We start from the raw sequence: 23,353 nt of genomic DNA, 5'->3' as shown, positions 1-23,353 counted from the left end.
AACAATTTTCTTATTTTCTTAAAATACGTCAGGCTTACGCATTGAATACGAAATGATTAAGGGAAATATGGATTTCGTGAATAAATAAAATATATTCACAATAAATATAATGCAGGGGGTAAATCGGCCTGGAAATAATAGAATGACGCTGTGGGCGAGGCAAAAAAAACCGGGATGCGTGGGCATCCCGGTTGGGGTCGTGGGCCGGATCCTGCGGTTATTTTTTCAGCTGGCTTGCGAAGTCGCGCTGATCGTAACCGGTGTAGAGCTGGCGCGGACGGGCAATTTTAATGCCGTCCTGGTGCATTTCATTCCAGTGCGCAATCCAGCCGACGGTACGCGCCATCGCGAAGATCACGGTAAACATCGACGACGGGATTTTCATCGCTTTCAGGATGATGCCGGAGTAGAAATCGACATTCGGGTAGAGTTTACGCTCGATGAAGTATGGGTCGTTCAGCGCGATGTGCTCCAGCTCCATGGCGACTTCCAGCAGGTCGTCTTTCATGTTCAGCTCGTTGAGCACTTCGTGGCAGGTTTCACGCATCACGGTGGCACGCGGGTCGTAGTTTTTGTAGACGCGGTGACCGAAGCCCATCAGGCGGAACGAGTCATTTTTGTCTTTCGCACGGCGCACGAATTCCGGGATGTGGTCCACGGTGTTGATCTCTTCCAGCATCTTCAGGCAGGCTTCGTTCGCGCCGCCGTGGGCCGGTCCCCATAGCGAGGCGATGCCCGCCGCGATACAGGCAAACGGGTTCGCGCCGCTGGAGCCGGCGGTACGCACGGTAGAGGTAGAAGCGTTCTGCTCATGGTCAGCATGCAGGATCAGGATGCGGTCCATGGCGCGTTCCAGCACCGGGTTCACCTTGTACTCTTCGCACGGGGTAGCGAACATCATGTGCAGGAAGTTACCGGCGTAGGAGAGGTCATTACGCGGGTATACAAACGGCTGGCCGATGGAGTATTTGTAGCACATCGCGGCCACGGTCGGCATTTTCGACAGCAGGCGGAAGGCCGCAATCTCACGGTGGCGCTCATTTTCCACGTCAATTGAGTCGTGGTAGAACGCGGCCAGCGCACCGGTCACGCCGCACAGCACCGCCATCGGGTGCGAGTCACGGCGGAAGCCGTGGAACAGGCGGGTGATCTGCTCATGCACCATGGTATGGCGCGTCACGTTGGTACGGAATTCCTCAAACTGCGCTTTGGTCGGCGCTTCGCCATACAGCAGGATATAGCTCACTTCCAGATAGTTGGACTCTTGCGCCAGCTGGTCAATCGGGAAGCCGCGGTGCAGCAACACACCCTGATCGCCGTCGATGTAGGTGATTTTGGATTCGCAGGATGCGGTAGAGGTGAAACCGGGATCGAAGGTGAACAGCCCCTGGGAACCCAGCTTGCGGATGTCAATCTCCTCCTGACCGAGCGTGCCGGACAGCACATCCAGTTCAATCGGGTCACTGCCTTCCAGGGTCAGTGTCGCTTTCTTATCAGCCATTTTACTGTCTCCTTAGCGCCTTATTATTAAAATCTGTCACAACCGGGCTGTCACTGCCGGCGGATGCCGGGCACGTGCCGCAACGGACGCATGAGCAGCTGTAAGCAGGGAGGGTACAGCGTTCACGACGTGCAGTGTATGAGGTGCAACCCCCTCTGGGCGCCAGCCTTCTGTTGCAGACCAGTAAAGGGCGGACAAGCTGCGTTCCGGGTTGTTAACGACTCAGTAGATCTTGGGTAACCGGGTTCATCACCCTACGGCATCGCTTTACGACACAGGGCCGGCCCCGGTTAAGAGGTCAGCCGCTACAGGTTTTTCACATAACGAACGATTTTTCGCAAAGTACACTCGTTTTTTGCAAAGTACACTTTTGCATAACTTATGCTCCCAGGGAAGTGCCGATCTGAGAAGCCTGAAGCCGTAGGGGAGAGGGCATGCCTATTTGTAATGGAAATGTTGATCTATTGTCAAACTAGATAATTAATTTTGTATCTTTTGTGAAATTTGTGGCTTAGATCACTGTTTTGGGGAAATGTGACCAAAGGGTTTGTGTGGCAATTGTAATGAGAATGTGAACGACCTATACTGCGGCCAGGTCTCCGGAACACCCTGAAGTAGGAGCACCCAGCGTTAATAAGACCGCGCCGTTTAAGCACAGTGGATGTTGATGTTTGAGCGCGTGACGTGAAGGGCCAAGGCTCTTAACGCTGTCTGATCCCACTCAGGCCGGAGGAAGGAAAATAATAAGAGCTGTGTGGGCTAATCCGTGAAAAAACAAAGACCTGTCAACCTGGATCTGCAAACGATCCGGTTCCCTGTAACTGCGATAGCGTCAATTTTACACCGAGTCTCTGGCGTAATTACCTTCGTTGCGGTCGGTATCCTCCTCTGGCTTCTGGGCATCTCCCTCTCCTCTGAGGAAGGGTTTATGCATGCAGCGGCCATTATGAATAGCGGGTTCGTTAAATTCATATTTTGGGGAATTCTGACTGCGCTTGCCTATCACATTTGCGGTGGCATCCGCCATTTGTTAATGGATTTTGGCATGATTGAAGAGAGTTTGGCCGCCGGTACCCGCTCAGCCTACGTGGCGATAGGGCTGACCGTCGTGCTGTCAATTCTGGCTGGAGTTTTGGTATGGTAAGCAATGTCTCAGCATTAGGGCGCAACGGCGTGCACGACTGGCTTCTGCTGCGTGCCTCGGCCATCATTATCACCCTGTATATCATCTATCTGGTGGGCTTCGTGCTCATCGCCCCCCCGATTACCTTTGCCGTCTGGCATGATTTCTTCGCCTCCCCGGTCACGAAAGTATTCACCCTGCTGGCGCTGTTTTCGATCCTGGTTCACGCCTGGATCGGCATGTGGCAGGTATTAACGGACTATATGAAGCCCTTCGCCTACCGTCTGGTGGTGCATTTTGCCGTCGTCGTGGCGCTGCTGGCTTACTTAATTTATGGATCTATCGTGGTGTGGGGAGTGTAAATGAATCTGCCAGTCAGAACTTTTGATGCAGTGGTGGTGGGTGCCGGCGGTGCCGGTATGCGCGCCGCGCTGCAAATTTCGCAAATGGGCCTCTCCTGCGCCCTGGTGTCTAAAGTCTTCCCAACCCGCTCCCATACGGTCTCTGCACAGGGCGGCATCACCGTCGCGCTGGGCAACAGCCATGAGGACAACTGGGAATGGCACATGTACGACACGGTAAAAGGCTCCGACTACATCGGGGACCAGGACGCCATTGAATATATGTGCAAAACCGGCCCGGAAGCGATCCTGGAGCTGGAGCACATGGGCCTGCCGTTCTCGCGCCTGGAGGACGGCCGCGTCTACCAGCGCCCGTTCGGCGGCCAGTCCAAGAATTTCGGCGGTGAGCAGGCGGCGCGTACCGCCGCGGCCGCTGACCGTACCGGCCATGCGCTGCTGCACACCCTGTACCAGCAGAACCTGAAAAACGGTACCACCATTTTCTCCGAATGGTATGCGCTGGATCTGGTGAAAAACCAGGACGGCGACGTGCTGGGCTGTACCGCCATCTGCATCGAAACCGGTGAAGTGGTCTACTTCAAGGCCAAAGCCACGGTGCTGGCCACCGGCGGCGCGGGCCGTATCTACCAGTCCACCACCAACGCCCACATCAATACCGGTGACGGCGTCGGCATGGCGCTGCGCGCCGGGGTGCCGGTGCAGGATATGGAAATGTGGCAGTTCCACCCGACCGGCATCGCCGGGGCCGGGGTGCTGGTCACTGAAGGGTGCCGCGGCGAAGGCGGTTACCTGCTGAATAAAGATGGCGAACGCTTTATGGAGCGTTACGCGCCGAATGCCAAAGATCTGGCCGGCCGTGACGTGGTGGCGCGTTCCATCATGATCGAAATCCGCGAAGGCCGCGGCTGTGACGGCCCGTGGGGCCCGCACGCCAAGCTGAAGCTCGACCACCTCGGCAAAGATGTGCTGGAATCCCGCCTGCCGGGCATCCTGGAGCTCTCCCGCACCTTCGCCCACGTTGACCCGGTGAAAGAGCCGATTCCGGTGATCCCGACCTGCCACTACATGATGGGCGGCATCCCGACCAAAGTCACCGGCCAGGCGCTGCGCCTGAATGCCAAAGGTGAGGATGAGGTGATCCCGGGGCTGTTCGCAGTGGGCGAAATCGCCTGCGTGTCGGTACACGGGGCCAACCGCCTGGGCGGCAACTCGCTGCTCGACCTGGTGGTGTTTGGCCGCGCGGCCGGGATGCACTTACAGGAGTCGCTGATGGAGCAGGGCACGCTGCGCGACGCCAGCAACTCTGACATCGAGGCTTCCCTTGAGCGCCTCAACCGCTGGAACGGCACCCGCTCCGGCGAAGACCCGGTAGAGATCCGCAAGGCGCTTCAGGCCTGTATGCAGAACAACTTCTCGGTGTTCCGCGAAGGTGACGCGATGGCGAAAGGGCTGGAAGAGTTGCGCGGCATCCGCGAGCGGCTGAAAAATGCGCGCCTCGACGATACCTCCAGCGAATTCAACACCCAGCGCATTGAGTGCCTGGAGCTGGATAACCTGATGGAGACTGCGTTCTCCACCGCCGTGTCCGCCAACTTCCGTACCGAGAGCCGCGGCGCGCACAGCCGCTTCGACTTCCCGGACCGTGATGATGAGAACTGGTTGTGCCATACGCTGTATGAACCGCAAACCGAAAGCATGACCCGTCGTCAAGTGAACATGCAGCCGACGCTGCGCCCGGCCTTCCCGCCGAAAGCGCGTACTTACTAGTCAGCGGCATGTTGCGCAGGAGCCAGAAATGAAACTTGAATTTTCGATTTACCGCTACAACCCGGACGTCGATGCCGCGCCCCACATGAAAGAGTATGTGCTCGAGGCTGAAGAGGGCCGCGACATGATGCTGCTGGATGCGCTGATCCAACTCAAGGAGCAGGACCCGTCCCTGACGTTCCGCCGCTCCTGCCGTGAGGGGGTCTGCGGCTCTGACGGACTCAACATGAACGGCAAAAACGGGCTGGCCTGTATCACGCCCATCTCCGCGCTGCGCAACGGCAACAAGAAAATTGTCATCCGCCCGTTGCCGGGCCTGCCGGTGATCCGCGATCTGGTCGTGGACATGGGGCAATTCTATAAGCAGTATGAGAGAATTAAGCCTTACCTGTTGAATGATGGGCAAAATCCGCCGGCGCGTGAGTACCTTCAGATGCCGGAAGAGCGGGAAAAACTGGACGGCCTCTATGAGTGCATCCTGTGCGCCTGCTGCTCGACCTCGTGCCCGTCGTTCTGGTGGAACCCGGACAAGTTCGTGGGCCCGGCCGGCCTGCTGGCGGCGTACCGTTTCCTGATCGACAGCCGCGACACCGAAACCCAGGCGCGGCTGGACGACCTGGACGACGCCTTCAGCGTGTTCCGTTGCCACAGCATCATGAACTGCGTCAGCGTTTGTCCGAAAGGGCTGAACCCGACCAAGGCAATCGGGCATATCAAGTCTATGCTGTTACAACGCGGCGCATAATGCCGCGACGCCGGGAGCCTGCGGGTTCCCGGCCTGTTTTACTGTAATAAGTAAGAGAGTACGCGATCGCACGATCGCCACAGGAAACCGTTGAAAGCGGCCGCCCAGGCCACCGCAAGACCGCTTTCAAAGGTTCCTTTACGGGCCTCTCTGCCCGTACCGCATGAACTGTAATTCGGCACACCGTTATACGGCACAACGATGTATGTTAACCACGGCGAAAACTAAAGCTACAAAGCTTAAGGGATCATGATGCAGAACGGCGCAATGAAGGCCTGGCTGGATTCCTCCTATCTGGCGGGCGCGAACCAGTCTTACATAGAGCAGCTCTATGAAGACTTCTTAACCGATCCGGGCTCCGTAGAAGATAGCTGGCGTTCTATTTTCCAACAGCTACCCACCGCGGGTGTGAAACCCGATCAGCTCCACTCAAAAACCCGGGATTACTTCCGCCGTCTGGCGAAGGATGCGTCCCGGTACTCCACGGCGATCAACGATCCCGACACCGACGCCAAACAGGTGAAAGTGTTGCAGCTGATCAACGCCTTCCGCTTCCGCGGGCATCAGCAAGCGAATCTCGATCCCCTTGGCCTGTGGAAACAGGAAGAGGTGCCGGATCTTGACCCGGCTTACCACAACCTGACCGATGCGGACTTCCAGGAAACCTTCAACGTCGGGTCGTTTGCCATCGGCAAAGACACCATGCAGCTCAGTGAGCTGTATCAGGCGCTGAAACAGACCTACTGCGGCTCGATCGGCGCCGAATATATGCACATCACCAACACGGAAGAGAAACGCTGGATCCAGCAGCGCATCGAATCCGCGGTGGGCCGCGCCTCCTTCAGCAATGAAGAGAAAAAACGCTTCCTGCAGGAGCTGACGGCGGCCGAAGGGCTGGAACGCTACCTGGGCGCAAAATTCCCGGGGGCGAAACGCTTCTCGCTGGAAGGCGGCGACGCGCTGGTGCCGATGCTCAAAGAGATGATCCGCCATGCGGGCAAAAACGGCACCCGTGAAGTGGTGCTGGGCATGGCGCACCGCGGCCGCCTGAACGTGCTGATTAACGTGCTGGGCAAAAAAACCGAAGAGCTGTTTGACGAGTTCGCCGGCAAGCACAAAGAGCACCTCGGCACCGGTGACGTGAAGTACCACATGGGCTTCTCCTCCGACGTGGAAACCGAAGGCGGCATGGTGCACCTGGCCCTGGCCTTCAACCCGTCGCACCTGGAGATTGTCAGCCCGGTGGTGATGGGCTCCGTGCGCGCCCGCCGCGACCGCCTCGACGAGGCCCGCAGCAACATGGTACTGCCGATCACCATCCACGGTGACGCGGCGATCACCGGGCAGGGCGTGGTGCAGGAAACCCTGAACATGTCGCAGGCCCGCGGCTACGAAGTGGGCGGCACGGTACGCATCGTGATCAACAACCAGGTGGGCTTCACGACGTCCAACCCACAGGATGCGCGCTCCACCCAGTACTGTACCGACATCGCGAAAATGGTGCAGTCACCGATTTTCCACGTGAATGCGGATGACCCGGAAGCGGTGGCCTTTGTGACCCGCCTGGCGTTGGATTTCCGTAACACCTTCAAGCGTGACGTGATGATCGACCTGGTGTGCTACCGCCGCCACGGCCATAACGAAGCGGATGAGCCGAGTGCGACCCAGCCGCTGATGTACGCCAAGATCAAAAAACACCCGACGCCGCGCAAACTCTACGCTGACCGCCTGAGCGAAACCCACGTCGCCAGCCTGGAAGATGCCACGGAAATGATCAACCTCTACCGTGACGCGCTGGATCGCGGCGATTGCGTGGTAGAAGAGTGGCGTCCGATGAACATGCACTCCTTTACCTGGTCGCCGTACCTCAACCACGAGTGGGATGAACCCTACCCGAGCACCGTTGAGATGAAGCGCCTGCAGGAGCTGGCCCGCCGCATCAGCACCATCCCGGAAGGGATTGAAGTGCAGTCACGCGTTGCCAAGATCTACAACGACCGCAAAGAGATGGCCGAAGGCAACAAAGCCTTTGACTGGGGCGGTGCAGAGAACCTGGCCTACGCCACGCTGGTGGATGAGGGCGTGCCGGTGCGTATTTCCGGTGAGGACAGCGGGCGCGGTACCTTCTTCCACCGCCATGCGGTGATCCATAACCAGAAGAATGGTGCCGTGTATGTGCCGCTGGCCAACATCCATAACAGCCAGGGCGAGTTCCGCGTCTGGGACTCCGTGCTGTCAGAAGAGGCGGTGCTGGCGTTTGAATATGGCTACGCTACCGCGGAACCGCGCACCCTGACCATCTGGGAAGCGCAGTTCGGTGACTTCGCCAACGGCGCGCAGGTAGTGATTGACCAGTTCATCAGCTCCGGCGAGCAGAAATGGGGCCGGATGTGCGGGCTGGTGATGCTGCTGCCGCACGGCTACGAAGGGCAGGGCCCGGAGCACTCCTCCGCCCGCCTCGAGCGCTATCTGCAACTCTGCGCTGAGCAGAATATGCAGGTGTGCGTGCCGTCGACCCCGGCGCAGGTGTACCACATGCTTCGCCGTCAGGCGCTGCGCGGCATGCGCCGCCCGCTGATCGTGATGTCACCGAAATCGCTGCTGCGTCATCCGCTTGCCATCTCCAGCCTGGATGATCTGGCGAACGGCACGTTTGAGCCGGCGATGGGTGAAGTGGACGCGCTCGACCCGAAACAGGTTAAACGTGTGGTGATGTGCTCCGGGAAGGTCTACTACGACCTGCTGGAACAGCGCCGCAAAAATGAGCAGACCAATGTGGCGATTATCCGCATTGAGCAGCTTTATCCGTTCCCGCACCAGGCAGTGCAGGCAGTACTGGCGCAGTATGCCCATGTACATGACTTTGTCTGGTGCCAGGAAGAGCCGCTGAACCAGGGTGCCTGGTACTGCAGCCAGCACAACTTCCGTGAAGTGATTCCTTTCGGGGCTTCTTTACGTTACGCCGGGCGTGCGGCTTCTGCTTCGCCGGCAGTGGGCTATATGTCCGTTCACCAGAAGCAGCAACAAGATCTGGTTAATGACGCGCTGAACGTTGATTAATACATAAGGATAGATAATGAGTAGCGTAGATATTCTGGTTCCTGACCTCCCTGAATCGGTCGCGGATGCCACCGTGGCCACCTGGCACAAAAAACCGGGTGATACCGTAGCGCGTGATGAAGTGCTGGTAGAAATCGAAACCGATAAAGTGGTGCTGGAAGTGCCGGCCTCTGAGGCGGGCATTCTGGACAGCGTACTGGAAGATGAAGGCGCCACCGTGACCTCGCGTCAGATCCTGGCGCGCCTGCGCCCGGGCGACAGCAGCGGCAAGCCGAGCGAAGCGAAAAGCCAGAGCAAGGAATCAACCCCGGCCCAGCGCCAGACGGCCAGCCTGGAAGAGGAGAGCAACGACGCCCTCAGCCCGGCCATCCGCCGCCTGATCGCCGAGCATAACCTCGACGCAGCTGCCATCAAAGGCAGCGGTGTCGGTGGCCGCCTGACGCGTGAAGACGTTGAGCAATTCCTGGCGAAAGGCCGCACGGAGCAGCCGGCAGCCAAAGCCCCGGAAAGCGCCCCGGCTGCAACACCGGCCCCGGCACTGGCCGGCCGCAGTGAAAAACGCGTCCCGATGACCCGCCTGCGCAAACGCGTGGCCGAGCGTCTGCTGGAAGCGAAAAACAGCACCGCCATGCTGACGACCTTCAACGAAATCAACATGAAGCCGATCATGGATCTGCGCAAGCAGTACGGCGAGTCGTTTGAGAAACGTCACGGCGTGCGCCTGGGCTTCATGTCCTTCTACCTGAAAGCGGTGGTGGAAGCGCTGAAACGCTTCCCGGAAGTGAACGCCTCGATCGACGGTGAAGATGTGGTGTACCACAACTATTTCGACATCAGCATTGCCGTCTCCACGCCGCGCGGCCTGGTTACGCCGGTACTGCGTGATGTGGATACGCTGGGTATGGCTGACATCGAAAAGAGCATCAAAGAGCTGGCGGTGAAAGGCCGTGACGGCAAGCTGAAAGTGGAAGAGCTGACCGGCGGTAACTTCACCATCACCAACGGCGGGGTCTTCGGGTCTCTGATGTCTACGCCGATTATCAACCCACCGCAAAGCGCCATCCTGGGTATGCACGCCATTAAGGATCGCCCGATGGCGGTCAATGGCCAGGTGGTGATTCTGCCGATGATGTACCTGGCGCTCTCTTACGATCACCGCCTGATCGACGGCCGCGAGTCCGTGGGCTTCCTGGTGACGATCAAAGAGATGCTGGAAGATCCGTCCCGCCTGCTGCTGGACGTCTAAGCCATTGCCGGGTGCCGTGCGCGGCGCCCGATAACGTACACATGGCCGTGCCGGATGCCCCGTTACGCGGAACACGTTTCGCGGCGGGCGGTGGGGCGGCTGAGTCTTTCAGACCTGAATGGATAGAACATCATGAACTTACACGAGTATCAGGCAAAACAACTTTTTGCACGGTATGGCCTGCCTGCGCCGACCGGTTATGCCTGCACGACCCCGCGTGAAGCGGAAGAAGCGGCCTCCAAAATTGGGGCCGGCCCGTGGGTGGTGAAGTGCCAGGTACATGCCGGCGGCCGCGGTAAAGCGGGCGGCGTTAAAGTCGTGAAAAGCAAGGAAGAGATCCGCGCTTTCGCTGAACAGTGGCTGGGCAAAAAGCTGGTGACCTACCAGACGGATGCCAACGGCCAGCCGGTTCACCAGATCCTGGTGGAAGCGGCAACCGACATCGAGAAAGAGCTGTACCTGGGTGCGGTGGTTGACCGCAGCTCCCGTCGCGTGGTGTTCATGGCGTCTACCGAAGGCGGCGTGGAAATTGAGAAAGTGGCGGAAGAGACCCCGCACCTGATCCACAAAATGGCGCTCGACCCGCTGACCGGCCCGCAGCCGTACCAGGGGCGCGAACTGGCGTTCAAACTCGGCCTGACCGGTAAACAGGTTCAGCAGTTCACCAAGATCTTTATGGGCCTGGCGAACATCTTCCTGGAACGCGATCTGGCGCTGATTGAGATCAACCCGCTGGTGATCACCAAGCAGGGTGACCTGATCTGCCTCGACGGCAAACTGGGCGCGGACGGCAATGCCCTGTTCCGCCAGCCGGAACTGCGTGAAATGCAGGACCCGAGCCAGGAAGATGCGCGTGAAGCGCACGCGGCGCAGTGGGAACTGAACTACGTGGCACTGGACGGCAACATCGGCTGTATGGTGAACGGCGCCGGTCTGGCGATGGGCACCATGGACATCGTGAAACTGCACGGCGGTGACCCGGCCAACTTCCTCGACGTGGGCGGCGGCGCGACCAAAGAGCGCGTGACCGAAGCGTTCAAAATCATCCTCTCTGACGAGAAAGTGAAAGCGGTGTTCGTCAATATCTTCGGCGGCATCGTGCGCTGCGACCTGATTGCTGACGGCATCATCGGCGCGGTCTCTGAAGTGGGTGTCAGCGTGCCGGTGGTGGTGCGTCTGGAAGGGAACAATGCCGAGCTGGGTGCCCAGAAACTGGCAGACAGCGGCCTGAATATTATTGCAGCGACCAGCCTGACGGATGCGGCGCAGCGCGTTGTTGCGGCAGTGGAGGGGAAATAATGTCCATTTTAATCAATAAAGAGACCAAAGTGATCTGCCAGGGCTTCACCGGCAGCCAGGGCACGTTCCACTCCGAACAGGCGATCGCCTACGGAACCAAAATGGTCGGCGGCGTGACGCCGGGCAAAGGCGGCACCGAGCACCTCGGCCTGCCGGTGTTCAACACCGTGCGTGAAGCGGTAGAGCAAACCGGCGCGACCGCGTCTGTTATCTACGTGCCGGCCCCGTTCTGCAAAGACTCTATTCTGGAAGCGCTGGATGCCGGTATTAAGCTGATCATCTGCATCACCGAAGGCATCCCGACGCTGGACATGCTGGTGGTGAAAGCCAAGCTGGAGCAGACTGATGCGCGCATGATCGGCCCGAACTGCCCGGGTGTGATTACCCCGGGCGAGTGCAAAATCGGCATTATGCCGGGCCACATCCACAAACCGGGCAAAGTGGGCATCGTCTCCCGTTCCGGTACCCTGACCTATGAAGCGGTTAAACAGACCACGGATTACGGTTTCGGCCAGTCAAGCTGCGTCGGTATCGGCGGTGACCCGATCCCAGGCTCTAACTTCATCGACATCCTGAAGCTGTTCCAGGAAGACCCGCAGACCGAAGTGATTGTAATGATCGGTGAAATCGGCGGTAACGCGGAAGAAGAAGCGGCGGCGTACATTAAAGAGCACGTGACCAAGCCGGTCGTGGGTTACATCGCCGGTGTGACCGCGCCGAAAGGCAAACGCATGGGCCATGCCGGTGCGATCATTGCCGGCGGCAAAGGCACAGCAGATGACAAATTCGCGGCGCTGGAAGCAGCAGGCGTGAAAACGGTACGCAGCCTGGCAGACATCGGCGAAGCCGTGAAATCTCTGTTACCGAATTAATCGCCTGCGGCGATAAACAGTGATATAAAAAAAGCGATATCATCCGTTATCTCGACATGTTGGCCACCGCAAGGTGGCCTTTTTTTATGGGCAAAATAGGGGGGAGGGGATATGCCCCTGATGCGGGGGCATGAGCGATCACATCAGGGCGTCAGAACTTAACGCCGCTGGTAGTAGGTTTGAAGGTTGTCGGTTTAACCGGGGCCGGCTGAACCTGCTCTGGCACCCCATGAATTATCGACAAATAATTGTATGGGATCGACTGGGCAGCGCTGATGATCTCTTCAGGCGCATCAGTAAACGTTGGCATGACAGGGGTGTCATCGTCATTCTGGCCGGAGGTGGTGGCCACCGGGCTATTACTTTTCACCAGTGAAAAAATCTGGTCAGCGCCTGGGGCGTAACAACTGCGCAGAATCAGGCTGCGTTTATCGTTACCCAGGGTCAGGCAACGCTGGGTGCCGGGCAACCAGCTGCGCAACCGGCCACGATCGCCGCTCCATTTCTGATTGTTGCCCTGGTTGCATGCCCAGAAGATGACCGGGGCATTATCACGGTTGCTATGGTCTTTGACATCCAGGCATTTGTCGCCCAGCATCAGCTGATCATTCTCCAGGCGGAGGAATTGCTTATCCGGCACGGGTTGGCCGCATTTCTCAACGATCGCGTTGGCCCCTTGTTTATTGGCTTTGTCACCTTCTGCCGCCGCGCACTGGCCGGTGGATTTCAGCTTCAATTGCTGTTTAACAAAATTATTTTTCTGGATAACCGACTGAATTAAGCCTTTGCCGGGGAAGTCTGCGGCAATAATCCCCGTGTCGGTGATATTATCGTTATTATTAAGATAATTTTTTGTTAACGTATTGGTACCTTCAAACGCAATAGTACAAATACCGATAAAACAGGAGACGCGGGGGAAATCGGGGTAACGATGTTTCCAGCCCGGCGTGGTCAGGCCGGTGGCGAGACGGCCCGCTGAGGTGTCGGCACTGGAGTGGCCGCTGGCGACAAAATAGGGGAAGGAACCGCCGGAGCCGCTCAGGTGGTTAAGGGTTATGTCACCATTCGTATTAGCGGCGTTAATAAACTCCTTTATCTTTTCCCATTTACTGTACTGAGACCAGTTGGTTTTCATATGGTAATCATCTTGCTTAGGGATATTACCAAAGTTATACCCTTGCGCATTCCCGGACAACCCGTCATAAATTACCACGATTTTCCCGCGCATCTCCCCCAGCGTCAGCGGTTTATTCCACGTAATGCTGCGGGGGAATTTAAATGCCTTGCTGTATTTTTGTAAATATTCATCCAGGGTTTCATTTATCGTGCGGGTATTATCAGTCGGTTTATGCTCCTCTTTAATCCGCATAAATACGATTTCGGTGGGGTTAGCCGCAAGGAACGCCGCGGTTTGTGAGAGCACATCATCAAAATTCAGATGCTGATAAACCGGGCCGTGGTGGATGGCAAAGTGGTTATCGATGTGGCGCACGCGGATGTCCAGGTAGCGGATGCCGGCATTCAGCTGCTGGCTGATGGTCATCACCTGGTTAGCGATGGCGGCCCCGCCATACCGGGAGCCGGAATCATGGGTGCCGGGAATACTTAACCGGCCCAGCGGCGTGCTGTCATCAATATCACTCATCCAGCGGGTGCGGGAATAGTCCATATAATTCGTGTCATGGCTATAGCCGTCATCCTTATGCGCCTGCGCTGTTCCGCAAAGCATGGCCAACAGCGGAATAGCCAATAATGTAAATTTATTCATGAAACGTTATACCTTCCATTAACGGGGGACAGGGAAATATAAAGGGGCGCGATTCTAAAAGCCCACCGTAATAGCGTCAATAAATAGCCGGAAAATACCCAGGTCTGGGGTATTTCCTGCGTGATAATCGGGAAATATCCCCTGAACTATTTATTCTTTTTATAGGTGAGGGCACTATTTTATTTGCGCGATAACCGCGGGATGTGGTTGTTATCAATGTGTTTCTGTTTTTAACAATGTTAACAAATAAAATCAAATTGAGGCATTGGGAATGAAACCGGCAACAAAAATGACACAACGCAATTTTTTGTGTGGCACAAAAGTAAATGAATTGATTTTAATTGATTTAGATCAAGTTTCAATACTCGGCTTATTTGAGAGAATTTGATCAAGCCATAAAAAGTTAACAAACTCCCTATTGGCCTATTTATTGTAAGGTTATGGCGGCGTAGTATAGCCCCCGTTAAAAAGCGCCATATGTAAAACACCTGCACGTAATAACGGGTTCACCGTAAACAGGCGCGGCGTGTTAACTCACTATACGTTTATCGTCTTTGTTACCCGAGAGCCTTCCGCTTTTTTGCCAGCCGGCAGGGGAGGGGTTTCCGGCAGCAATTTTTTTGGGCACACACTGATGGTTAACCGGGTTCGCTGTTGCTGCCCGCGCGCCATAGGTTGAAGTCTTCCTGCGAGAGGCAAGGAGTCATGATGTTGGATGTAGTCGAACTGTCGCGTTTACAGTTTGCCCTTACGGCCATGTACCATTTCCTGTTTGTTCCGCTGACGCTCGGTATGGCGTTCCTGCTGGCGATCATGGAAACGGTCTATGTGCTTTCCGGCAAACAAATCTACAAAGATATGACCAAATTCTGGGGCAAGCTGTTCGCCATTAACTTCGCCCTGGGGGTCGCTACCGGCCTGACCATGGAGTTCCAGTTCGGCACCAACTGGTCCTATTTTTCCCACTACGTCGGCGACATCTTCGGTGCGCCGCTGGCCATTGAAGGGCTGATGGCCTTCTTCCTCGAGTCCACGCTGGTGGGCCTGTTCTTCTTCGGCTGGGATCGCCTGAGCAAAGTGCAGCACATGACCGTGACCTGGCTGGTGGCGCTCGGCTCTAACCTGTCGGCGCTCTGGATCCTGGTGGCGAACGGCTGGATGCAGAACCCGATCGCGTCCGAGTTCAACTACGAAACCATGCGCATGGAGATGGTCAGCTTTGCCGATCTGGTGTTCAACCCGGTGGCGCAGGTGAAGTTCGTGCATACCGTGGCGGCTGGTTACTGTACCGGCGCGATGTTCATTATGGGCATCAGCTCCTACTACCTGCTGAAAGGGCGCGATCTGGCTTTCGCCAAACGCTCCTTCGCCATTGCCGCCAGTTTCGGCATGGCGGCGGTGCTGTCGGTGATTGTGCTGGGGGATGAGTCCGGCTATGAGATGGGCGACGTGCAGAAGGTCAAGCTGGCCGCGATTGAGGCCGAGTGGGAAACACAGCCCGCCCCGGCCAACTTCACGCTGATTGGCCTGCCGGATCAGGACTCCATGGAGAACAACTACAGCATCCAGATCCCGTATCTGCTGGGGATCATTGCCACCCGTTCTGTAGACCAGCAGGTCACCGGCCTGCGTGAGCTGATGGGCCAGCATGAAGTACGCATCCGCAACGGCATGAAAGCCTACCAGCTGCTGGAAGCGCTGCGCGCCGGGAATACCGACCCGACGGTGCGGGAAGCCTTCAACAAGGCCAAACAGGATCTCGGCTACGGCATGTTGCTGAAGCGTTATACCGATAACATCACCGACGCGACCGATGCCCAGATCAAACTGGCGACGAAGGACTCCATCCCGCGTGTGGCACCGCTCTACTTCTCATTCCGCATCATGGTGGCCTGTGGGGTGATGATGCTGCTGGTGATTGGCGTCTCCTTTATTACCGTGCTGCGCGGGCGCATCGGCCGGCAACGCTGGCTGCACCGTGCCGCGCTCTATGCGATGCCGTTACCATGGATCGCCATTGAGTCCGGCTGGTTCGTGGCAGAGTATGGCCGCCAGCCCTGGGCGATTGGTGAGGTGCTGCCGACCGCGGTGGCCAACTCCTCCCTGACCGCCGGTGACATCCTGTTCTCGATGTTGCTGATCTGCGGCCTTTACACCCTGTTCCTGGTGATTGAGATGTACCTGATGTTCAAATTTGCGCGCCTGGGGCCAAGCAGCCTGAAAACCGGCCGCTACCACTTTGAACAGCCGGTGGTCACCGAACCGGTTCCGACCCTTATCGCCACCCAGCCACAGGTTCAGTAAAGGAGCGCCATGATGTTTGATTATGAGGTATTGCGTCTTGTCTGGTGGGGGTTGATTGGCGTGTTGCTAATCGGTTTCGCCGTGACTGACGGGTTTGACATGGGCGTAGGGGTGCTGCTGCGCATTCTGGGCCGTACGGACACCGAGCGCCGGGTGATGATTAACGCCATCGCCCCGCACTGGGACGGCAACCAGGTGTGGCTGATCACCGCCGGCGGCGCGCTGTTTGCCGCCTGGCCGATGGTTTATGCCGCCGCGTTCTCCGGCTTCTATATCGCGATGATTCTGGTGCTCGCCTCGCTGTTTTTCCGCCCGCTCGGGTTTGACTACCGCGCCAAGCTGGATGACCGCCGCTGGCGTAACCTGTGGGACTGGGGCATTTTTGCCGGCAGCTTTGTGCCGGCGCTGGTGTTCGGCGTGGCCTTCGGCAACCTGTTGCAGGGCGTGCCGTTCCATGTGGATGCCTACCTGCGGCTGTTCTATACCGGCAACTTCTTCCAGCTGCTCAACCCGTTTGGCCTGCTGGCCGGGATAGTCAGCCTGACGATGCTGGTCACGCAGGGCGCAACCTATCTGCAGATGCGCACCACCGGTGAACTGCACCTGCGGGCACGCACGGCGGCACAGCTTTCGGCCCTGGTGATGATGGTGGCGTTCCTGCTGGCCGGCATCTGGCTGGTCAACGGCATTGATGGCTATGTGGTGACGTCGGTACTTGAACGTGGGGCGGAGTCTAACCCGCTGCGCAAAGAGGTGGCACACCAGGCCGGGGCCTGGCTGACGAACTTCCGCCAGCACCCTGGGCTGTGGGCGCTGCCGCTGTTGGGCGTGCTGCTGCCGCTGGTGACCATCATGATGGCGCGGCTGAACCGCAGCGCCTGGGCGTTCGTCAGTAACTCCCTGACCATCGCCTGTGTGATCCTGACCACCGGTGTCACGATGTTTCCGTTTGTAATGCCGTCCGTCACTGAGCCGAATGCCAGCCTGACCCTGTGGGACGCGACCTCCAGCCTGCTGACGCTGCGGGTGATGACGGTGGTGGCGATCATTTTTGTGCCCATCGTGCTGGCCTATACCAGCTGGGCTTACTACAAGATGTTCGGCCGGATCGACAAAGCCTACATCGACAACAACACCCACTCCCTCTATTAAGGAGCTTACTGATGTGGTATTTCGCCTGGATCCTCGGCACCTTGCTGGCTTGCGCGTTCGGCATCATCACGGCGCTGGCGCTGGAGCACCATGAGGCCGCTGATGCGGCCAAAAGCGGCCGGTAACGGCACGCCGTAAGCGTAAAACAAAGGGAGCCGCGGTGGCTCCCTTTGTCGTTCCGGCAGGCGCACGGCCGGGCCGGAAATAAACTTTTCTTGCTAATAATTTACATTAATTTATGGCGCCCTGACTGGACCGATAATTATTTCTCTGTAACTCTGGCTACCCATTCCCAACCTGAATGCCATTGCGTATAGTAAGCGCGTTTAATTGCAGGACGGGATGTAGAGTGAGTAATCCGTTGTTCCGATGGCCGGTTCGTGTCTATTACGAAGATACAGATGCGGGTGGCGTGGTCTATCACGCTCGCTACGTTGCCTTTTATGAGAGAGCGCGCACTGAAATGCTGCGCCAACACCATTTTCATCAACAGCAATTGTTGGCTGAACATGTCGCTTTCGCCGTCCGGCGCATGACGGTGGAGTACTTTGCCCCTGCACGTCTGGACGACATGCTGGAAGTGCAGAGTGAAATCACCGCGCTGCGGGGAGCCTCGCTCACGTTTGCTCAAAAAATCTTCGATGCGCAGGGGACGCTTCTGAGCAGTGCAGAAGTCCTGATCGCCTGCATCGACCCACACCAAATGAAGCCGATAGCGCTTCCCAAGTCTATTGTCGCGGAGTTTAAGCAGTGACTGACATGAACATTCTTGATCTCTTTTTGAAGGCCAGCCTTCTGGTGAAGCTTATCATGCTGATATTGATAGGCTTTTCGGTGGTGTCATGGGCTATTATCATCCAGCGCACACGCATTCTGAATGCGGCTACCCGCGATGCGGAAGCGTTCGAGGATAAATTCTGGTCGGGAATTGAGCTTTCCCGTCTCTATCAGGAGAGCCAGACGCGCCGTGATGCCCTGACCGGCTCTGAGCAGATTTTCTATGCCGGCTTCAAAGAGTTTGCCCGGCTGCACCGCGCCAACAATCATGCGCCGGAGGCGGTGATTGAAGGGGCGTCGCGCGCGATGCGCATCTCCATGAACCGTGAGCTGGAAACGCTGGAGAACCACATCCCGTTCCTCGGCACGGTCGGCTCCATCAGTCCTTACATCGGTCTGTTCGGTACTGTCTGGGGCATCATGCACGCCTTTATCGCCCTGGGCGCGGTCAAGCAGGCCACGCTGCAGATGGTGGCACCGGGCATCGCGGAAGCGTTGATCGCTACCGCCATCGGCCTGTTCGCCGCGATTCCGGCCGTCATGGCCTATAACCGCCTCAACCAGCGCGTGAACAAACTGGAGCAGAATTACGACAACTTCACGGAAGAGTTCACCGCCATCCTGCACCGTCAGGCATTCTCCAGCGAGAGCAGCAAATAAGGTAGGGGGAGAGCATGGCACGTGGTCGTCGCGGTCGCCGCGAACTGAAATCGGAAATCAACATTGTTCCCCTGCTCGATGTGTTGCTGGTGCTGTTGCTGATCTTTATGGCGACCGCCCCGATCATCACCCAGAGCGTGGAAGTTGATTTGCCGGACGCAACGGATTCAAAAGCCGTCTCCAGCAATGACAATCCGCCGGTTATCGTGGAGGTCTCCGGGGTCGGCCAATATACCATCGTGGTCGATCACCAGCGTATGGAGCAACTGCCGGAGCAGCAGGTCATCGCTGAGGCAGCCGATCGGATGAAGACCAATCCCAAGACGGTGTTCCTGATCGGGGGCGCAAAAGATGTGCCGTATGATGAGATTATTAAGGCGCTGAATATGCTGCACCAGGCGGGTGTAACCTCGGTAGGGTTAATGACACAGCCTATTTAAGGCCAGGCCGGCCCCGGTGCCGGCCCTTATTATCCGGGTTTTCAACGCGCACGGAGAAGGCGGTTGAAAACCTTGTTTTTTGGTAATCCTGTTTTGGGAATCTATTGTGGTAAAGGCAACTGAGCAAAACGATAAGCTAAAACGCGCCGTTATTGTTTCGGTGGTGCTGCACATCATATTGATTGGCCTGCTGATCTGGGGATCGCTCACTGAGGACATGTCCATGAGCGGCGGCGGCGGCGGTGAAGATGGCGGCAGCGCAATTGATGCCGTGATGGTCGATCCGGGTGCCGTGGTTCAGCAATATAACCGCCAGCAGCAACAGCAAACCGACGCCCAGCGCGCGGCTCAGTTACGCCAGAAAAAGGCCGAGCAGCAGGCGGAAGAGCTGCAACAAAAGCAGGCCGCTGAGCAGCAACGCCTGAAAGCGCTGGAAAAAGAGCGGCTCGCCGCGCAGGAAGCCCAGCAGAAGCAGGCCCAGGCGCAGGCCGAACAGCAAAAACAGGCGGCGGAACAGCAGAAGCAGGCAGAAGCCGCGGCCGCTAAAGCGCAGGCGCAACAGAAACAGGCAGAAGCCGCCGCTGCCCAGGCGAAGGCCGAAGCGAAAGCCCAGGCTGACGCGGCGAAACAGGCGGCTGAGCAGGCGAAAAAAGAAGCGGCTGCAGCGGCGGCCGCTGCGAAAAAACAGGCTGCGGACGAGGCGAAGAAAGCGGCTGCCGACGCGAAGAAACAAGCGGAAGCCGAAGCCAAAAAAGCGGCTGAGGCCGAGGCGAAGCAACAGGCCGCCGAAGAGGCGAAGAAAGCCGCCGCCGACGCGAAAAAGCAGGCAGAAGCAGAGGCCAAAAAAGCGGCGGAAGCAGAGGCGAAAAAAGCCGCTGCTGCCGAAGCGAAAAAACAGGCTGCTGAAGAGGCCAAACAGGCAGCCGCTGAAAAAGCAGCGGCCGAAAAAGCGGCAGCAGAAAAAGCCGCTGCGGCTGAAAAAGCAGCAGCAGCGAAGAAAGCCGCCGCAGACGCCAAGAAAAAGGCCGCCGCGGAAGCCGCCAAACAGAGTGATGATGTGGATGACCTGTTCGGCGGGCTGGCCTCGTCGAAGAACGCCCCGAAAGCGGGGGGCGCGGCCAGCGGCAACGCCTCTGGGGCAGCCGGTGCGGCAGGGCAGGGCAAGAATAAGAACAGCGGGGCGTCCGGCGCGGACATCGCCAGCTATGGCAGCCAGATCCAGGCCGCCATTCAGAGTAAGTTTTATGACGCCCAGCTGTACAAAGGCCGTACCTGTACACTGCGCATCAAACTGGCACCGGATGGCTTGCTGATTGACGTTAAACCGGAAGGGGGTGACCCAGCCCTCTGCCAGGCAGCGGTAGCGGCCGCCAAGCAGGCACGAATTCCGAAGCCGCCAAGCAAAGATGTTTATGAGGTGTTTAAGAATGCGCCGCTGGACTTCAAACCACGTTAAGCGCATAACGCAGCAACTTTTAAGACTTTTACTATAGTTTCACGGGTAATGTTCTAGTTTTGTGTGCGTTGGTTAGTTAAAATTCTGCTAAATTATCGCGGGCAGAACCGTCCAGATAAGGGAGAGACAATGAAGCAGGCATTTCGAGTAGCGATGGGCCTTTTGATGTTGTGGGCCACCGTTCTTCATGCGGAAGTCCGCATTGAGATTACCCAGGGTGTGGATTCTGCGCGCCCGATCGGCGTGGTGCCGTTCAAATGGGCAGGCCCGGGCAGTGCGCCGGAAGAGATTGGCGCTATCGTTGGGGCGGATCTGCGCAACAGCGGCAAATTCAATCCGATCGATGCGGCCCGTATGCCGCAGCAACCGACCAGCGCCGCAGAAGTGACGCCGGCCGCCTGGACAGCACTGGGCATTGATGCCGTGGTAGTCGGGCAGATCCAGCCGGATGCAGGCGGTAACTACCTGGTTTCTTACCAGCTGGTAGACACCTCCGGTGCGCCGGGTACCGTGCTGGCCCAGAACCAGTACAAAGTCACCAAGCAGTGGCTGCGCTACGCCGCGCACACTGCCAGTGATGAAGTCTTTGAGAAGCTGACCGGCATCAAGGGTGCGTTCCGCACCCGCATCGCGTATGTGGTGCAGACCAATGGCGGCCAGTTCCCGTATGAAGTGCGCGTAGCAGATTATGATGGCTACAACCAGTTCGTGGTTCACCGTTCACCGCAGCCGCTGATGTCCCCGGCCTGGTCGCCGGACGGCACCAAACTGGCGTATGTGACCTTCGAGAGCGGCCGCTCTGCGCTGGTGGTTCAGACCCTGTCGAACGGTGCTATCCGTCAGATTGCGTCATTCCCGCGCCACAACGGTGCGCCGGCCTTCTCGCCGGACGGCAGCAAGCTGGCCTTCGCGCTCTCTAAGAGCGGCAGCCTGAACCTGTACGTGATGAACCTCGGTTCCGGCCAGATCAGCCAGGTCACCGACGGGCGTAACAACAATACCGAACCGACCTGGTTCCCGGACAGCCAGAACCTGGCCTTTACCTCCGATCAGGGTGGTCGTCCGCAGCTGTATAAAGTCAATATTAATGGCGGTGCGCCGCAACGCCTGACATGGGAAGGTTCTCAGAATCAGGATGCTGACGTCAGTACTGACGGCAAATTCCTGGTAATGGTGAGTTCCAATGGTGGCGCGCAACACATCGCTAAACAAGATCTGGAAACGGGAGCCGTCCAAACGTTGACGGACACGTTCCTGGATGAGACGCCTAGTATCGCACCGAATGGCACCATGGTGATTTACAGCTCCACGCAAGGGCTGGGTTCCGTGTTACAGCTGGTCTCGACTGATGGGCGTTTCAAAGCGCGTCTTCCGGCAACCGATGGACAGGTCAAATTCCCTGCCTGGTCGCCGTATCTGTGATGCATGTGTAAATATGTATGGCAAACAATAAAAGGATCAAAGAGATGCAACTGAATAAAGTGCTGAAAGGGCTGATGCTGGCATTACCGGTTATCGCTATCGCTGCATGTAGCTCTAACAAAAGCGCAAACAATGACCAATCTGGTATGGGCGCCGGCGGCACTGGTATGATGGAAAACGGCAGCGCAGGCGCGGGCAACATGTCGTCTGACGAGCAAGCGCGTCTCCAGATGCAAGAGCTGCAGAAGAACAACATCGTTTACTTCGACCTGGACAAGTACGATATCCGTTCTGACTTCGCTCAAATGCTGGATGCACACGCAGCCTTCCTGCGCAGCAACCCGTCTTACAAAGTGACCATCGAAGGTCACGCGGACGAACGCGGTACGCCGGAATACAACATTTCCCTGGGTGAGCGTCGTGCTAACTCCGTGAAAATGTACCTGCAAGGCAAAGGCGTATCTGAAGACCAGATCGCTATCGTTTCTTACGGTAAAGAGAAACCAGCCGTACTGGGCCATGACGAATCGGCTTACGCCAAAAACCGTCGTGCCGTACTGGTATACTAAGAGAATCGCATGAGCAGTAACTTCAGACATTCTTTATTAAGTCTGGCGTTACTGGTTGGCGTAGCGGCCCCCTGGGCCGCTACTGCCCAGGCGCCAATCAGTAATGTCGGCTCTGGCTCGGTGGAAGACCGTGTCACGCAGCTTGAGCGTATCTCCAATGCTCACAGTCAACTTTTAACCCAACTCCAGCAACAGCTCGCTGATTCCCAACGTGATGTGGACTCCCTTCGTGGCCAGATCCAGGAGAATCAGTACCAGCTTAATCAGATTGTCGAACGGCAGAAGCAGATTTATCAGCAAATGGACAGCCTGAGCAGCCAGGGTGCCGCTGCGGCGCCTGCACCGGCTGCTGATGCGAACAGTGCCGCTGCCGCACCTTCTTCTTCCTCTGCGGGTGATACGGCGTCTGCGCCGGCCAGCAGCGGCGATGCCAACACCGACTACAACAATGCGGTGTCACTGGCGTTGGAAAAGAAACAATATGATCAGGCGATCAGCGCGTTTCAGGCGTTTATCAAGCAATACCCGGATTCCACTTACCTGCCGAACGCCAATTATTGGCTGGGGCAGTTGTATTACAACAAAGGTAAGAAGGATGATGCGGCCTACTATTACGCAGTTGTGGTCAAAAACTTCCCCAAATCCCCAAAAAGCGCAGATGCGATGTTTAAGGTCGGCGTGATCATGCAGGATAAAGGGCAGAAAGATAAAGCCAAAGCGGTGTATCAGCAGGTGCAGAAACAGTACCCGAACACGGATGCTGCCAAGCAATCGCAAAAGCGTCTTTCCGCGCTCGGCTAGCACGTTGCGCCCAGAATTTGGCCATTTCG

Annotated in this window: 20 protein-coding genes; 18 read left to right on the top strand and 2 right to left on the bottom strand. The window is 57.3% G+C overall.

Annotated elements, in window-relative coordinates; genetic code table 11:
• Positions 1-217 precede the first annotated feature (217 nt).
• Positions 218-1,501: a citrate synthase gene (locus tag CYR55_RS19720; RefSeq protein ID WP_101818053.1), complete on the bottom strand. Its 1,284-nt coding sequence runs from the start codon at positions 1,499-1,501 to the stop codon at positions 218-220.
• 766 nt (positions 1,502-2,267) lie between these two features.
• Between CYR55_RS19720 and sdhC the strand changes: the two genes are divergently transcribed.
• The 8 genes from sdhC to sucD all read left to right on the top strand — a co-directional run bounded on the left by sdhC (position 2,268) and on the right by sucD (position 11,975).
• Positions 2,268-2,645 (top strand): succinate dehydrogenase cytochrome b556 subunit, encoded by a 378-nt coding sequence (sdhC, locus tag CYR55_RS19715; RefSeq protein ID WP_101818052.1) that lies wholly within the window; start codon positions 2,268-2,270, stop codon positions 2,643-2,645.
• Positions 2,639-2,986, top strand: a complete 348-nt coding sequence (sdhD, locus tag CYR55_RS19710) for a succinate dehydrogenase membrane anchor subunit (protein ID WP_101818051.1) — start codon at positions 2,639-2,641, stop codon at positions 2,984-2,986. The genes sdhC and sdhD overlap by 7 nt, the downstream gene beginning before the upstream one ends.
• Positions 2,987-4,753 (top strand): succinate dehydrogenase flavoprotein subunit, encoded by a 1,767-nt coding sequence (gene sdhA, locus CYR55_RS19705; protein ID WP_101818050.1) that lies wholly within the window; start codon positions 2,987-2,989, stop codon positions 4,751-4,753.
• Between the two features lie 28 nt (positions 4,754-4,781).
• Positions 4,782-5,498, top strand: a complete 717-nt coding sequence (locus CYR55_RS19700; RefSeq protein WP_101818049.1) for a succinate dehydrogenase iron-sulfur subunit — start codon at positions 4,782-4,784, stop codon at positions 5,496-5,498.
• A 252-nt stretch (positions 5,499-5,750) separates the two neighbouring features.
• The gene (sucA, locus tag CYR55_RS19695; protein WP_101818048.1) at positions 5,751-8,558 is read left to right on the top strand and encodes a 2-oxoglutarate dehydrogenase E1 component; all 2,808 of its coding nucleotides are present in this window, start codon (positions 5,751-5,753) and stop codon (positions 8,556-8,558) included.
• A 16-nt stretch (positions 8,559-8,574) separates the two neighbouring features.
• Positions 8,575-9,804 carry a 2-oxoglutarate dehydrogenase complex dihydrolipoyllysine-residue succinyltransferase gene (gene odhB, locus CYR55_RS19690; RefSeq protein WP_101818047.1) on the top strand — a complete coding sequence of 410 codons (1,230 nt, stop codon included), beginning with the start codon at positions 8,575-8,577 and terminating at the stop codon, positions 9,802-9,804.
• A 132-nt stretch (positions 9,805-9,936) separates the two neighbouring features.
• Positions 9,937-11,103 (top strand): ADP-forming succinate--CoA ligase subunit beta, encoded by a 1,167-nt coding sequence (gene sucC / locus CYR55_RS19685; protein ID WP_072926211.1) that lies wholly within the window; start codon positions 9,937-9,939, stop codon positions 11,101-11,103.
• Positions 11,103-11,975, top strand: coding sequence for a succinate--CoA ligase subunit alpha (gene sucD / locus CYR55_RS19680; RefSeq protein WP_101818046.1), 873 nt, complete (start codon positions 11,103-11,105; stop codon positions 11,973-11,975). The genes sucC and sucD overlap by 1 nt, the downstream gene beginning before the upstream one ends.
• A 151-nt stretch (positions 11,976-12,126) precedes the next feature.
• Here sucD and CYR55_RS23640 read toward each other — a convergent pair whose 3' ends face one another.
• A complete protein-coding gene (locus CYR55_RS23640) occupies positions 12,127-13,743 on the bottom strand; it encodes a phosphatidylinositol-specific phospholipase C domain-containing protein (protein ID WP_165699634.1) in 1,617 nt (538 codons plus the stop codon).
• Between the two features lie 708 nt (positions 13,744-14,451).
• On the opposite strand from CYR55_RS23640, the gene cydA reads away from it, so the two are divergent.
• The 10 genes from cydA to cpoB all read left to right on the top strand — a co-directional run bounded on the left by cydA (position 14,452) and on the right by cpoB (position 23,324).
• On the top strand, positions 14,452-16,047 hold the full coding sequence (gene cydA, locus CYR55_RS19670) for a cytochrome ubiquinol oxidase subunit I (protein ID WP_101818045.1): 1,596 nt from the start codon (positions 14,452-14,454) through the stop codon (positions 16,045-16,047).
• Positions 16,048-16,059: 12 nt separating this feature from the next.
• Positions 16,060-17,199: a cytochrome d ubiquinol oxidase subunit II gene (cydB, locus tag CYR55_RS19665; protein WP_101818044.1), complete on the top strand. Its 1,140-nt coding sequence runs from the start codon at positions 16,060-16,062 to the stop codon at positions 17,197-17,199.
• Positions 17,200-17,210: 11 nt separating this feature from the next.
• Entirely contained in the window at positions 17,211-17,324 is a 114-nt protein-coding gene (gene cydX / locus CYR55_RS19660) for a cytochrome bd-I oxidase subunit CydX (RefSeq protein WP_101818043.1), read from the top strand.
• Between the two features lie 224 nt (positions 17,325-17,548).
• A complete protein-coding gene (gene ybgC, locus CYR55_RS19655) occupies positions 17,549-17,953 on the top strand; it encodes a tol-pal system-associated acyl-CoA thioesterase (RefSeq protein ID WP_101818042.1) in 405 nt (134 codons plus the stop codon).
• Positions 17,950-18,636, top strand: coding sequence for a Tol-Pal system protein TolQ (tolQ, locus tag CYR55_RS19650; protein WP_101818041.1), 687 nt, complete (start codon positions 17,950-17,952; stop codon positions 18,634-18,636). The genes ybgC and tolQ overlap by 4 nt, the downstream gene beginning before the upstream one ends.
• 14 nt (positions 18,637-18,650) lie before the next feature.
• Entirely contained in the window at positions 18,651-19,076 is a 426-nt protein-coding gene (gene tolR / locus CYR55_RS19645) for a colicin uptake protein TolR (RefSeq protein ID WP_101818040.1), read from the top strand.
• Positions 19,077-19,182: 106 nt separating this feature from the next.
• Complete coding sequence (gene tolA, locus CYR55_RS19640) at positions 19,183-20,532, top strand: cell envelope integrity protein TolA (RefSeq protein ID WP_101818055.1); 1,350 nt, start codon at positions 19,183-19,185, stop codon at positions 20,530-20,532.
• A 129-nt stretch (positions 20,533-20,661) separates the two neighbouring features.
• Positions 20,662-21,954: a Tol-Pal system beta propeller repeat protein TolB gene (gene tolB / locus CYR55_RS19635; protein WP_101818039.1), complete on the top strand. Its 1,293-nt coding sequence runs from the start codon at positions 20,662-20,664 to the stop codon at positions 21,952-21,954.
• Between the two features lie 44 nt (positions 21,955-21,998).
• On the top strand, positions 21,999-22,523 hold the full coding sequence (gene pal / locus CYR55_RS19630) for a peptidoglycan-associated lipoprotein Pal (protein ID WP_101818038.1): 525 nt from the start codon (positions 21,999-22,001) through the stop codon (positions 22,521-22,523).
• A gap of 9 nt (positions 22,524-22,532) precedes the next feature.
• On the top strand, positions 22,533-23,324 hold the full coding sequence (cpoB, locus tag CYR55_RS19625) for a cell division protein CpoB (RefSeq protein ID WP_101818037.1): 792 nt from the start codon (positions 22,533-22,535) through the stop codon (positions 23,322-23,324).
• The last annotated feature ends 29 nt before the right edge of the window (positions 23,325-23,353 follow it).

The organism is Chimaeribacter californicus (genome assembly GCF_002858675.1).
Taxonomy (GTDB): domain Bacteria; phylum Pseudomonadota; class Gammaproteobacteria; order Enterobacterales; family Enterobacteriaceae; genus Chimaeribacter; species Chimaeribacter californicus.
Note: the sequence above shows the minus strand (reverse complement) of the source record. Positions and strands in the feature narration are given on the sequence as shown.

Bases quoted from the DNA above. Each gene is read 5' to 3' on its own strand.
- sucA (WP_101818048.1), top strand. From the start codon at position 5,751: ATGCAGAACGGCGCAATGAAGGCCTGGCTGGATTCCTCCTATCTGGCG.
- sucC (WP_072926211.1), top strand. From the start codon at position 9,937: ATGAACTTACACGAGTATCAGGCAAAACAACTTTTTGCACGGTATGGC.
- CYR55_RS19700 (WP_101818049.1), top strand. From the start codon at position 4,782: ATGAAACTTGAATTTTCGATTTACCGCTACAACCCGGACGTCGATGCC.
- cydA (WP_101818045.1), top strand. From the start codon at position 14,452: ATGTTGGATGTAGTCGAACTGTCGCGTTTACAGTTTGCCCTTACGGCC.
- tolR (WP_101818040.1), top strand. From the start codon at position 18,651: ATGGCACGTGGTCGTCGCGGTCGCCGCGAACTGAAATCGGAAATCAAC.
- CYR55_RS19720 (WP_101818053.1), bottom strand. From the start codon at position 1,501: ATGGCTGATAAGAAAGCGACACTGACCCTGGAAGGCAGTGACCCGATT.
- sucD (WP_101818046.1), top strand. From the start codon at position 11,103: ATGTCCATTTTAATCAATAAAGAGACCAAAGTGATCTGCCAGGGCTTC.
- pal (WP_101818038.1), top strand. From the start codon at position 21,999: ATGCAACTGAATAAAGTGCTGAAAGGGCTGATGCTGGCATTACCGGTT.
- cpoB (WP_101818037.1), top strand. From the start codon at position 22,533: ATGAGCAGTAACTTCAGACATTCTTTATTAAGTCTGGCGTTACTGGTT.
- odhB (WP_101818047.1), top strand. From the start codon at position 8,575: ATGAGTAGCGTAGATATTCTGGTTCCTGACCTCCCTGAATCGGTCGCG.
- CYR55_RS23640 (WP_165699634.1), bottom strand. From the start codon at position 13,743: ATGAATAAATTTACATTATTGGCTATTCCGCTGTTGGCCATGCTTTGC.
- tolB (WP_101818039.1), top strand. From the start codon at position 20,662: ATGAAGCAGGCATTTCGAGTAGCGATGGGCCTTTTGATGTTGTGGGCC.
- sdhD (WP_101818051.1), top strand. From the start codon at position 2,639: ATGGTAAGCAATGTCTCAGCATTAGGGCGCAACGGCGTGCACGACTGG.
- cydX (WP_101818043.1), top strand. From the start codon at position 17,211: ATGTGGTATTTCGCCTGGATCCTCGGCACCTTGCTGGCTTGCGCGTTC.
- cydB (WP_101818044.1), top strand. From the start codon at position 16,060: ATGTTTGATTATGAGGTATTGCGTCTTGTCTGGTGGGGGTTGATTGGC.
- sdhA (WP_101818050.1), top strand. From the start codon at position 2,987: ATGAATCTGCCAGTCAGAACTTTTGATGCAGTGGTGGTGGGTGCCGGC.